At 40.2% G+C, this 12,730-nt stretch carries 12 protein-coding genes; 7 read left to right on the forward strand and 5 right to left on the reverse strand.

Going from position 1 to position 12,730, the window contains the following annotated elements; translation table 11 throughout:
- The first annotated feature begins 861 nt into the window (after window positions 1-861).
- Together ABD769_RS21395 and ABD769_RS21400 are read left to right on the forward strand one after the other, a co-directional pair.
- Window positions 862-1,818 carry a lipid A deacylase LpxR family protein gene (locus ABD769_RS21395; RefSeq protein WP_344853397.1) on the forward strand — a complete coding sequence of 319 codons (957 nt, stop codon included), beginning with the start codon at window positions 862-864 and terminating at the stop codon, window positions 1,816-1,818.
- Window positions 1,818-2,927 (forward strand): acyloxyacyl hydrolase, encoded by a 1,110-nt coding sequence (locus ABD769_RS21400; RefSeq protein WP_344853398.1) that lies wholly within the window; start codon window positions 1,818-1,820, stop codon window positions 2,925-2,927. The genes ABD769_RS21395 and ABD769_RS21400 overlap by 1 nt, the downstream gene beginning before the upstream one ends.
- On the opposite strand, the gene ABD769_RS21405 is transcribed toward ABD769_RS21400, so the two are convergent.
- The 3 genes from ABD769_RS21405 to ABD769_RS21415 are packed head-to-tail and all read right to left on the reverse strand — an operon-like array spanning window position 2,924 to window position 5,367.
- Window positions 2,924-3,283: a CoA-binding protein gene (locus ABD769_RS21405; RefSeq protein WP_344853399.1), complete on the reverse strand. Its 360-nt coding sequence runs from the start codon at window positions 3,281-3,283 to the stop codon at window positions 2,924-2,926. The genes ABD769_RS21400 and ABD769_RS21405 overlap by 4 nt on opposite strands.
- A 41-nt stretch (window positions 3,284-3,324) precedes the next feature.
- Window positions 3,325-3,792 carry a DinB family protein gene (locus ABD769_RS21410; RefSeq protein WP_344853400.1) on the reverse strand — a complete coding sequence of 156 codons (468 nt, stop codon included), beginning with the start codon at window positions 3,790-3,792 and terminating at the stop codon, window positions 3,325-3,327.
- Window positions 3,793-3,825: 33 nt separating this feature from the next.
- Window positions 3,826-5,367, reverse strand: a complete 1,542-nt coding sequence (locus ABD769_RS21415) for an NAD(P)/FAD-dependent oxidoreductase (RefSeq protein WP_344853401.1) — start codon at window positions 5,365-5,367, stop codon at window positions 3,826-3,828.
- 493 nt (window positions 5,368-5,860) lie between these two features.
- On the opposite strand from ABD769_RS21415, the gene ABD769_RS21420 reads away from it, so the two are divergent.
- The 5 genes from ABD769_RS21420 to ABD769_RS21440 all read left to right on the forward strand — a co-directional run bounded on the left by ABD769_RS21420 (window position 5,861) and on the right by ABD769_RS21440 (window position 8,926).
- Entirely contained in the window at window positions 5,861-6,442 is a 582-nt protein-coding gene (locus tag ABD769_RS21420) for a LemA family protein (protein WP_187593073.1), read from the forward strand.
- Window positions 6,443-6,525: 83 nt separating this feature from the next.
- Window positions 6,526-6,969 carry a TPM domain-containing protein gene (locus tag ABD769_RS21425; protein ID WP_344853402.1) on the forward strand — a complete coding sequence of 148 codons (444 nt, stop codon included), beginning with the start codon at window positions 6,526-6,528 and terminating at the stop codon, window positions 6,967-6,969.
- A 3-nt stretch (window positions 6,970-6,972) separates the two neighbouring features.
- Window positions 6,973-7,749, forward strand: a complete 777-nt coding sequence (locus tag ABD769_RS21430; RefSeq protein WP_344853403.1) for a TPM domain-containing protein — start codon at window positions 6,973-6,975, stop codon at window positions 7,747-7,749.
- 199 nt (window positions 7,750-7,948) lie between these two features.
- Entirely contained in the window at window positions 7,949-8,338 is a 390-nt protein-coding gene (locus tag ABD769_RS21435) for a hypothetical protein (RefSeq protein WP_344853404.1), read from the forward strand.
- Between the two features lie 39 nt (window positions 8,339-8,377).
- Complete coding sequence (locus ABD769_RS21440; protein WP_344853405.1) at window positions 8,378-8,926, forward strand: NUDIX hydrolase; 549 nt, start codon at window positions 8,378-8,380, stop codon at window positions 8,924-8,926.
- Between the two features lie 131 nt (window positions 8,927-9,057).
- Here ABD769_RS21440 and dnaA read toward each other — a convergent pair whose 3' ends face one another.
- Entirely contained in the window at window positions 9,058-10,488 is a 1,431-nt protein-coding gene (dnaA, locus tag ABD769_RS21445; protein WP_025145530.1) for a chromosomal replication initiator protein DnaA, read from the reverse strand.
- A gap of 523 nt (window positions 10,489-11,011) precedes the next feature.
- Window positions 11,012-12,562 (reverse strand): acyl-CoA mutase large subunit family protein, encoded by a 1,551-nt coding sequence (locus ABD769_RS21450; protein ID WP_344853406.1) that lies wholly within the window; start codon window positions 12,560-12,562, stop codon window positions 11,012-11,014.
- Between the last annotated feature and the right edge of the window lie 168 nt (window positions 12,563-12,730).

Below are 12,730 nucleotides of genomic sequence, written 5' to 3' on the forward strand. Positions count from 1 at the left end.
TTACCCCGCTACGCTACATTGACATCTCTTTTAAGAACTTATCGATCTATAAACCTCGCGGCAGATCTTTATATATCTTCGGTTTCAGTTTCGGTTGGTCTTATTCGTCCAGCCTGTGTTTCATCCGCTTCAATCTTGTTTTATGATCTTCCCGACATCCGCCGTTCTGATTCTTTTTTTCCCTCCCTTTCGGTTGGGAGTGCAAAGGTAAGGATCTTTTTTAAACTTCCAAATAAAATAAATTTTATTTTTTTCGTCTTCTTTTTCTCCTCTTTCCTTTATTTCAATAGGCCAGCTTTAACCGGCTTTCCGTTCTTCCGAACCGGGCTGCAAAGGTAGCAATCTTTTTCTCTCCTGCAATATTTATTTTAAAATAATTATCGCTCTCCGTATCTCTAAGCCATCCTTTCAACTAAAACCCTTCCTCCGAAGCGGGATGCAAAAGTAGGATTTTTTAATTTATAAGCAAAGCATATTTGCTATTAATTGGGAGGTTTATTGTAAGTGGATGGTTTACAGCAATAAAAAGTTTTGTATGAAGCAAAACTTTTTGAAGGATTGCGTGTTTAGGGCAGGTTTGGGCTGAAGACTTGCGAAGCTTTCAGTTGCACAGGCCTTTGGAAACTTCGTATTTAACCCCTGCCACTCCCTACCTAAACCCGATTGAAACGGAAAGCCCACATCCCGATTTTTTCAATCGGGATAGGACTTGTAGTGAAAAGCGGGAACAAACTTATATAGCAGCACTAAACCTGCTTTACTGAAAAAATGCATTATATGCCTAACTAAAGGCCATGTATAGAGATTTTGAACAATAATTAATACTTTTATAGCTTCAAAAATGCCCTATAAATGAAATTGATGCTCAGATTATACGTTACACTGCTGTTTATTGGCCTTGCAGAAATTGGTTATGCTCAAAATTTTAAAAATGAGCTTGTTATTATCTCTGAAAACGACGCTTATATCGATATCACCAGCGACCGCTATTATACGAACGGGGCTTTTATTAAATTCAGGCATGCTTTAAATGGAGAAAATCTGAAAGCAGGGAGAAGTAAAGAGATTATCGGCTTTGAACTTGGCCAAAAAATATACAATCCGTATTATAGTTTCGTACCTAACCCGGCTCTACACGACAGGCCTTTTACGGCATACTTATATGGAGAGGCAAATTACAGCCGGTTTTACAAAAACAAACAAATGCTAAAGGTTTCGGCACAGATTGGGGTTACGGGAAAAGATGCGCTGGGCGAAAAATTTCAGAAAGCTTTTCATAAACTGGTTGGCCAAAACCAGATTGAAGGTTGGGAATACGGCTTAAACAGCGAACCGACATTGAACCTGGGCGCAGAATACAACAAAATTTTGGTAACCACCAACAATAAGGTATTTGATGTTACGGGCACTGCATCTGCAGCCGTTGGTAACGTAATTACTAAAGCTAACCTTGGCGCAATGTTGCGTTTGGGCAGATTTAATGATATGGAAGGATCTGCGGCATTTAACAGTTTGGTAAGCAATAATAATACTTATAAAGCTACCCGCAAATACGAACTTTTTCTTTCTGTTATCCCGCAGGTGCATGCGGTAGCTTTTGATTCGAGTTTGCAGGGTGGTTTATTCCTGAATGATAAAGGACCGATTACGTTTAAACCAAAACCTTTTGTTTTTACCACACAGGTGGGTTTAACTTTTGCCATTGCAAGGTGGACAGCCAATTATACGGCTACTTTTACCTCGAACGAAGTTAAAAACAGTGCTACCGGATACCGTTATGCTTTTTATAGCCTTGCTTACCGTTTTAGTAAAAATTGATGAAAAAATTATCCCTATCCCTGATCATCCTTATTTCGTGTATCGTTTTTGCGAAGGCACAAATTGCACCGGAAAATCATTCGATTATTTTTAAACCTATTTTCGGTACGCATGTAAATAGTGACCAGGGCCATTTGTTTCAGGATCAGATTACAGGCTTTGATGCGGCCTATTTTAAAGATATCAGTCAGAATGCGGATAAATGGATTGGGGTTAGCGGTGCTAAATCTTACGGGATTGGTTTTATTTTCAGGGACCTGAGCAAATTAAAAGGAACGAAAGATACCTCTGCCCACGCTTTCGGGCAGGTATATGGTTTAGTGGCACAGATGGATTTCCAGTTGTTTAAAATTGGGAAGGCCAAAATTAATTTCACTCCGGGTGTAGGTTTGGGCTATACGAATAAATATTACTACAATAATACCAAAAACAGGTTTTTAGGCAGTCCGGTTAATGAAACCATAAAAGCAGACCTGGGAATGGAGCTACCATTGAGTAAATACACTGATTTATTGGTGGGTTTTGGATTTTTACATGTATCAAACGGTGGAGCAACGGTACCAAACGGAGGTTTAAATACGGGAAATGTTTATATTGGATTGAAGCTGAATAACCAGAAACCATTAACCGTGGAGCGGAAAAGCACCTATACAACTTTACAGCGAAATTCAATCGAGCTGAGTGCAGGCTTAGGTGCAAGGGGCGTATTTGCGAATAGAAATAAAAGTTTGTATAAAAGCGGACTATATGCAGGCTATAATTTTTACCTGAATGACGTAATGTCGCTTAAGGCTGGTGCGGATGCAGTTTATTATTATACTGTTTATGATCCGAATAATGCTAACGATACTTTCCAAAACTATGGCACTTCTTATGATAGGTGGCGTACAGGGATTAGTGTTGGTGCCGACATTAATTTATGGCGGATAACTGTTGCGGCACAAATTGGAAAATATATTCACTACAACAGGTTTATGGAGAAAGCAACCTGGTACTGGACATTTGGCCCTACCTTTAACATTACTCCGCACCTGGGCCTACAGGCAAAAACCTATATGCACTTTGCACAGGCCGATTACGTAAACTGGGGCGTAGTGTACCGGTTTTAATATTGCCCGGTACTTAATAATACTAATGTACAGGCCTCAACAGGTTCAATATCATGCTGATCCAGTAATTTTTCCAGCTCATAATTTTCTGTCCCGGGATTAAAAATTACCCTTTTTGGTTTTGTAGCCAGAATATAATCGTGGTATTGTAGCTGTAGTGCCGGCCCGATATACAAGGTGATAGTATCGATATCGTTGTGGATTTCGCCAGGTTTTTCAATTTCAACACCGGCCACTTCTCCTTTTTTTATGCCCACGTTAACAATTTCGTGGTTGAAACGCTTAAGCATATTGGCTGCTTTGTAAGCATACCTTGATGGATCGGGCGATGCGCCTATAATTAATGTCTTTTTCATTTTAAAATTGATTACACAGATGGAAAGATTACACGAATTAATTAAAATTTAGAAAGCAAGGCGATCTGTCCGGAATGGTAGGCATGATGTTGGGCTAAACCACTTACCAGCTCTACATTGGTTACGCCCGTACCTAAAGCAGGGTTTCGCTCACTTTTTACTTCATCATTCCATTGGTTATCTTTCAGGCTTTCGCACAGGCGGATAAGTTCTTCATTTGCAATTTTAAAATCAAAGATGATCCGTTCCCAGGCCTGAGGTGTTCTTGCATCGGGTTCGGGCCAATCGCCTCTTTCAGGCTCACCAGCTGGTTTACCGGTCAATCTCGAAGTAACTTCTTCTGTCCACGCGGTTAAATGCAAGGCAATTTCTGCAACAGAATGTGCGCCCGGTATAAAATGGCTGAATGCTTTTTCCGGATTCACATTATTTAATGTTTGCATGACATGGTTACCGTGCCAGGCATCGCCGTTAAAGGCTTTTTTTATCTCGTTCGTGATATTAAACATACCAAAATAACAATTGGTACAATATAAAGTTTGTTATGATGCGTTCAATATTGCATTTGCACAGTTGATTCCGTCTATCGCAGCCGATACAATGCCACCTGCATAACCCGCCCCTTCAGCACATGGATATAAACCTTTAACCTGTGGGTGCTGATAGGTTTCTTTATCCCTCGGAATCCTTACCGGAGAAGAAGTTCTGCTCTCTACCCCTACTAAAATGGCTTCATTGGTATAGTAACCCCTTATTTTTTTTCCAAATAAAGGCAATGCTGCACGCAAACTATCAGATACAAATTCGGGAAGGATATTGTCGAGCATCGAACTTTTGGTACCGGGCAGATAAGAATTCTTTGGCAGATCGAGTGATAATTTATTGTTTACAAAATCGACCATACGCTGCGCAGGCGCAACCAGGTTTCCGCCACCAGCTTCGAAAGCGGCTTTTTCAATTTCGGACTGAAAATTTAACATCCTCAGCGGATCGTAACCCTGAACATCGTTTAAAGTAACCTGAACCACCGTGCCTGAATTGGCGTAAGGATTATTCCGCTTGGATGGCGACCAGCCGTTTACTACAATTTCATTTTCGCCGGTAGAACAGGGCGCAATAATGCCGCCGGGGCACATACAAAAAGAAAATACGCCCCTGGCCCCTACCTGCTCAACAAGGCTGTAATACGCCGGGGGCAAAAACTCTGACCGGATATCGCAATGGTACTGTGCCGAATCGATAATTTCCTGCGGATGCTCAATCCGCACACCCAAAGCAAAAGGTTTTGCTTCGATCAGTATGTTTTTACTGTTCAGCAATTCGTACACATCTCTGGCGGAGTGACCTGTTGCCAAGATAATATCATCAGCCAGCAGTTTTTCTTCAAAATTAATCTCAATTCCCTTTACCTTTCCAAATTCGATTAAAATGTCGGTCATCCGGCTATCGAACATTACTTCTCCACCGGCATTCAAAATTGTATCTTTTATAGAAGTAATGATATGCGGAAGTTTATTGGTGCCGATATGCGGACGGGCATCAATGGCAATGTCAGGCTCAGCGCCATGGTTTACAAAAACCTGAAGCACTTTATTAATATCGCCACGTTTATTGGAGCGGGTATATAATTTACCATCAGAATAGGTTCCGGCACCGCCTTCGCCATAACAATAATTAGATTCGGTGTTGACCAAACCCTGCTTATTTATCGCGGCTAAATCTCTTCTCCGCTGTTTAACATCTTTGCCACGTTCGATAATGATCGGCTTTAATCCATTTTCGATGCATTGCAAAGCGGCAAATAACCCTGCCGGGCCAGCGCCGATAATGATAACAGGTTTAGCTTCGCTTATGTTTGGATAATTGATGGTATAAACTTCGGATATGGCTTCTTCATCCACAAAGACCTTTACCTGCAGACGAAAAATCACCTTTCTGGAGCGCGCATCAATCGATCTTTTTAGAATTTCGTAACCTTTAATACGCGATTCTGAGAGTTTTAACCCTTCTGCAAGTTTCTGTTTAATAACTTCAGTTTGCTCAACCTGGTGCGGGAGCAAAGTAATTTCGATGTCTTTTTGCATATCTGGTCGGGTTTTTATCCCGAATGGTACAAAGATAAACATCTTATAGCATATTCGATGATTTCAGCATATGAATAAAAACTATTAGCGGACTAATGTAAGGACTCTATGTTTTTTTTTGGAAAGCAATTGCAGTATTCTATAGGTCACTTTCTTCCCGCTCTTCCTTCTGCCCCAATGAAAAATTGGGGGCATCCGTTCGATCGGGTTTAATGGGGTTATTTTTCTGCAACTATGCCGGTTTTTCTGTGCCACAGCCCAAAGTTTTTAGCCCCGATCGGAGCGGACACGAAGTAAAGCGGAGAGCGGGAACAAAAGTTAAAAAAAGCGAATGACTTGCGCTTCAAAACCAAATTTAACCTTGTTAAAATCAACGCTTCGCTTGTCAACCTGACAGAGAAATTCCCAAATTGTAACAAAGGCATGCAATTTGATATCTAATTCGTAAATTGAATCATAATTCAGTTTGACTAAAAAGACAAAAACCATAAAAATGAAAAGATTAATATTTGGAATTTTAGCTGCAGTAATTGCAGTAAGCACTTTAAGTTCATGCGGGTATAACAGCATGGTTAAACTTGATGAGAACGTTAAATCTAAATGGGGAACGGTACAAACCCAGTATCAGAGAAGAGCAGATTTAATTCCGAACCTGGTAGCAACTGTAAAAGGTGCGGCCAAATTTGAGCAAGGTACTTTAACAGCGGTGACTGAAGCACGCGCAAAAGCAACCCAGATGACGGTGAGTACGGATGATTTATCGCCGGAAAACATCAAAAAATTCCAGGCGGCGCAGGGAGAATTATCTCAGGCTTTGGGTAAATTATTATCGATTACAGAAAATTATCCTGAATTAAGAGCGACACAACAATTCAGCGATTTATCGGCACAGCTCGAAAGTACCGAAAACCGGATTACAGTTGCACGTAAAGATTTTAATGATGCGGTGCAGGAATATAATGGCAAAATCAGGTCGTTCCCTACCAATTTAACAGCCGGAATGTTCGGTTTTAAACCAAAAGGATATTTCGAGGCTGATGCATCTGCAAAAAATGCGCCTAAAGTAGAGTTTTAATACTCCATCGATAACATTTGAGGGTAATGGATGTTTATAAATTAAACGTTTATTACCCTTTTTACTTCTTATAAAATAAGCACATGCCGTTATTTTCAGATATTGAACAAGAAAAAATCGCAAATGCGATAGCTGATGCGGAGAAAGCCACTTCGGGAGAGATCAGGATTGCTATTGACAAGCTTTGCGAAGGCGATCCTTACAAAAAAGCCATTGAATATTTCACCAAACTGGACATGGATAAAACGGCCAGAAGAAATGGTGTACTGATTTACCTTGCACATGCCGACCATAAATTTGCCATCATCGGCGATGTAGGTATTAATCAGCGGGTACCGGAAAACTTCTGGGAAACGACCAAAATTGCCATGACTGCCCATTTTGCCAAAGGCAATTTAGCCGATGGTATTATTGCGGGTGTTGCCCTGGCAGGAGAAAAACTGGCCTTGTTCTTCCCACCGCAAAAAGGCGATATTAACGAACTGCCGAATGATATTGTTTTTATGGATAATTTAGAAAATAAATAAGCGATGAAGAAAATATTCCTGTTATCGCTCTTTAGCCTGTTGTTTAATTTTGCATTTGCACAGGATTTTCCCGAAAAACCAAATACCCTGGTTAATGATTATGCCAATGTTTTATCGGCCGGTCAAAAACAGGCGCTCGAAAGCAAACTGGTAACTTTTAACGATTCATCTTCCACCCAAATTGCCATTGCCATTTTAAAATCGGTTGGTGATTATGATATTAACGAATATGGAGTAGAGCTGGGCAGAAAATGGGGGGTTGGGCAAAATGGCAAAAACAACGGTATTATGATTGTTGTAGCGGTTGGTGATAGAAAAATCTCGATACAAACCGGCTATGGCTTAGAAGGTGTTCTGCCTGATATTTACACCAAGCGGATTATTGATAATGATATTAAACCCAACTTTAAGGCAGGTAATTATTATGCCGGACTGGATGAGGCAACAACCTCGATTATTAAATACACACGCGGTGAATACAAGAACGACAACCCAAAAGCTTCTCAAAGCAATGGTGGCTCGGGAAGCATTATCATCATCATTATTATTATCATTGTCATCATTATTATCATGTTAAAAGGAGGTGGCGGCGGCAGTCAGGTAATTGGTGGTCGTGGTGCATCTAACGCTTTATTCTGGGCGATGCTTTTTGGCAGTGGTGGCGGTGGCCGAGGCGGCAATAGTGGCTGGGGAGGCGGTTCATCTGGCGGTGGCGGAGGAGGATTTGGTGGTTTCGGCGGCGGAAGCTTTGGAGGCGGTGGATCAAGCGGAAGCTGGTAGTCTGGTTTATTAGCCATTAAGTGGTTGGTTAACTGGTTAATTGTTTAAACCGGTTAACTGTAAATTAATCGATGCAATACATCAAACTTGTCATTGGTTTATTGGCCATTGGTTAAACCGGCTTTGAGCCAAACCCTGCAACCCCGGACAGAACAACATTTTAACCTTAAAACAACATTTCAACTTTACAACAACATCCATGTACAGAAGAGATTTAATCACAGCAGAAATACAGAAACTTGCCCAGGTTTTGGCACGGATAATGGGACTGAAATTAGAAGGTAAATTGGCTGAGGCCAGTCAGCTTTTCGATGAAACGATGGAAAGTGGTTTTCATTTGCCCAAAGAAATTCTGGAGAGTGAGGATTTGTCTGTTTTTGAAAACTGGTTAAATGACGATAAGCTTCCGCCAGAAAAACTCGATTCTTTAAGCGAATTTTTATATTATGAGCTTGGGATCAGTGCTGAAAGAAACCTGTTGATTGCCCCAAAACTTAATTTGGTTTACCAATATTTGTCAGATCAGCATAAGATTGTACATTTGGTAAATCTGCACCGTCAGAAAACAATACAGCAATACCTGCGCTAAGCGCTTAGCGCCCAGCGCCAAACAAAACAAAATAGATAAATGATTATAGAAAAGTGGCAAAAACTTGCTTCTAAATATTTGGTAAGAGAAAAGTGGGCTACCTTAAGGGTAGATGAAGTTAAACTTCCGGATGGGATTGTAAAGGATGATTATTACGTACTGGAATACCCGAACTGGGTAAATGCCATTGCGTTAACGGCTGAAGGAAAAATAATTATGGTGAGGCAGTACCGCCATGCGGCAGATATTGTTTCGCTCGAAGTGCCGGGTGGTGTAATGGATGGTGATGAATCACCAGAATTTGCGGTTAAACGCGAGCTTTTAGAAGAAACCGGCTACAGTTTTAAAACCTGCAAATTTATAGCAGAGCTATATCCCAATCCGGCAACATCGAACAACAGAACATTTACCTATTTTTTAACGGGCGGTGTAAAAACTCATGAACAGCATTTAGATGAACACGAAATTTTAAATGTGGAAGAATATACAGTTGAGGAAGTAAAACAATTTATTAAGGATAATAAAATTGCACAGGCACTCCATGTTGCAGCTTTATTGTATGGCCTTGCCGAAATAGAAAAACTTTAATATTGCAGCAAATTAATATACAATAAAGGCCCGATAAAATATCGGGCCTTTATTGTTATTGCTTCAACTTTCGAACATGAAGGAAAGATTTTAATTTAAACCCTTCTATCTTTCTGCTCCTGAACTTAAGTTTAGCTCATTTTTAATTTCTTTTGGATATCGTGTACGTAAGCTTTAAACTTTTTATCGGTATCGATTAAATCTTCAACGGTTTGGCAAGCGTAGATTACAGTACTGTGATCGCGGCCACCGAAGAAAGCGCCAATTGTTTTTAATGATGATTTGGTATGGCTTTTTGAAAGGTACATCGAAATCTGACGGGCCTGAACAATTTCGCGTTTACGTGTTTGAGATTTAACCATATCAACCGGAACCTCAAAATACTCGCAAACCAATTTCTGGATGTATTCCATTGAAATTTCTTTAGAAGTATTTTTGATGAAGTTTTTCAGCATCTGTTTAGCTAAGGCTAAATCAATTTCTTTTTTATTCAAAGTAGCCTGCGCTAAAAGCGATACCATTGCACCTTCAAGCTCACGCACGTTGTTATCAATGTTGTGTGCAACATATTCTACAACTTCGCCAGGTAATTCGATACCATCGGCATACATTTTCTTTCTTAAAATGGCAATACGCGTTTCAAGGTCAGGAATCTGCAGATCAGCAGATAAACCCCATTTAAAACGGCTTAACAAACGTTCTTCCAAACCTGCCAAATCTTTAGGTGCTTTATCAGAGGTTAAAATTACCTGTTTGCCCGATTGGTGTAAGTGGTTAAAAATATGGAAGAAAATATCCTGTGTTTTTTCTTTGCCCGCAAAGTTGTGCACATCATCCATGATGATTACATCCATTGCCTGGTAAAAGTTAACGAAATCGTTAATGGTGTTGTTTTTTAATGAGTCTACAAATTGCTGACAGAATTTCTCGCAACTTACGTAGATCACCAGTTTATCTGGCATGCTGCGTTTAATCTCATTACCGATTGCCTGCGCCAGGTGGGTTTTACCCAAACCTACTCCACCGTAAATCATTAATGGGTTGAAAGACGTACCTCCTGGTTTAGCAGCCACAGCGTAACCTGCAGAACGCGCCAATCGGTTGCAATCTCCCTCAATATAATTTTCGAAAGTATAGTTAGAGTTTAATTGTGGATCAACATTTAATTTCTTTAATCCGGGAATAATAAAAGGGTTTTTAATATCCTTATTAATGGAAACCGGAATCGGCATCGATTGTACCTTTGCCTCCGCTCCATTTCCATTTGAGGGCATATTGGTAGTATAAGGATTACCGCTGTTCGATGATTTATCTACAACGATGTTATATTCCAACCTGCCATCCTCTCCAAGTTGCTTTTTTACAGTCTTACGTAGCAAGCCTACATAATGTTCTTCAAGCCATTCGTAAAAGAACAAACTTGGCACCTGTATGGTTAAAACCTTGCCTTCCAATTTAAGGGCCGTTATCGGCTCGAACCAGGTTTTGAAACTTTGGTTCGGAATATTATCCTTAATAATTTGAAGACAGTTCTTCCACACTTCTGTACAAGTTTTTTCCATTGCGATTTCTATAATTTATTGGTTTACAGTGCCTATTCGAATTAAAGGGATGGTCCGTTTAGGGACTACGAATATTGACAAAATTATCAACATTTTAAATAAAAATTTCAAATAAATCGTAACGTACTGATAAGGAATATGGTAGCCTGCTTAACCTCAATTTTTTATGTTGATAACTATTTATTAACACTGGTTATCCACATTACAATTATTTAACACGATTCTTTCCTTTTAATTTCAAATCGCTTTTAAAAAGCAAATTCTGAGCCATTTTAGCCTCTACATAAGCATTTTAGCAGGATTCAATTCCGAATCAACTGAAAATCAAACCCATAATTAAAATAATTGCACATCTTTTTAATTACACTATTAATTAACCATATCAACACACACAATATGTTGTGTATTTGTATGAATTTTACGACGGCTTAAGGCCTGTTATATGAATTATCATTAAAAGACTTATTTAACATGTTTAACAAGTTTCAGCAGGCAATTTTTGTTATATCCTATTAAACCACAACTATTGGTACACACCAAAACTTGCCCTGAACACATTGCCTATTTCGCCCAGTGTGGCATATTTTTCAACGGCATCTATAATCAAAGGCATCAGGTTGGTTTCGCCCCTGGCAGCCTCGCCCAATTGTTGTAAAGCTTTTTCTACCGCAACCTGATCGCGGGTTGATTTTAAATGATCAAGTTTTTCAGATTGCAGTTTACGGATCGAATCGTCGATATTGAAAACTTCTGTCAAGCCTTCTTCTTCCTGTGTAAATTTATTTACCCCGACTGAGATCCGTTCGCCACTTTCGATCTCCTTTTGGTATTGATAAGAAGCGCCGGCAATTTCATTTTGCATGTAATCGCTTTCGATGGCATTAACCGAACCGCCCATTGCATCTATCCTGTCGATATAAGCCCAGGCGGCTGCCTCAACCTCATCGGTAAGGTTTTCTATAAAGAATGATCCAGCCAAAGGGTCTACGGTATCGGTAACCCCACTCTCGAAAGCAATAATCTGTTGGGTACGTAAAGCAATCTTCGCGGCCGATTCTGTTGGCAGTGAAAGTGCTTCATCATATCCGTTGGTATGCAAAGATTGGGTACCGCCTAAAACCGCAGCCATGGCCTGGTTACTTACCCTGATTACGTTATTTAAGGGTTGTTGTGCAGTTAATGTTGAGCCGCCGGTTTGTGTATGGAATCGCAGCATCTGGGCTTTTTCGTCTGTTGCACCTAAATCTTTGGTAATTTTGGCCCACATCCGCCTTGCTGCCCTGAATTTGGCAATCTCTTCGAAAAAATTATTGTGGCAGTTAAAGAAGAACGATAAACGTTTGGCAAAAACATTAATATCCAAACCTTTGTCTAACGCGGCTTTAAGGTAAGTTTTTCCATTGGCTAATGTAAAAGCGAGTTCCTGCACCGCTGTTGAACCTGCCTCCCGGATGTGGTAGCCTGAAATGGAAATGGTATTCCACTTGGGCACTTCTTTGCTGCAGAACTCAAAAATATCGGTAATTAACCGCATAGATTGCTTGGGCGGGTAAATATAGGTCCCCCGGGCGGCGTATTCTTTTAATATATCATTCTGGATAGTGCCCGAAATTTGTTTCAAATCTGCCCCCTGCTTTTTTGCGAGAGCAATATACATGGCCAATAAAATGGAAGCAGTAGCATTGATAGTCATCGAGGTGGTGATATCTTTCAGCTGAATACCATCAAACAGAATCTCAATATCTTTTAACGAATCGATGGCTACCCCAACCTTCCCTACTTCCCCATCAGCCATTTCATGATCGGAATCATAACCAATCTGTGTAGGGAGATCAAATGCAACCGATAAACCTGTGGTTCCCTGAGCCAATAAATAATGATAACGCTTGTTCGATTCTTCGGCGGTAGAAAAACCGGCATACTGCCTCATGGTCCACAAACGGCCACGGTACATATCTTTTTGGATCCCCCTGGTAAAAGGAAATTTGCCAGGGCGCTCATCCATCGGCTTTGCCTCGGTGTACAGCGGCTTAATTTCAATGCCCGAAGTGGTGGTATGTTTTTTATCGCTCATATATTTGGTTTATTGGTTCATTAGCCATTAGTTCATTTGGACGGACATGTTGTATATGTGGTTAATTGTTGGAACTGTTTAATTGGTTAACTGCCGCCATTGGTTAATTGCTGAAACTGGTTAATTGGTTAACTGTAAATTAGCTATGGAACGGATTTCAATTAACCG

It is taken from the genome of Pedobacter jeongneungensis (genome assembly GCF_039538295.1).
In the GTDB taxonomy this organism is placed as follows: domain Bacteria; phylum Bacteroidota; class Bacteroidia; order Sphingobacteriales; family Sphingobacteriaceae; genus Pedobacter; species Pedobacter jeongneungensis.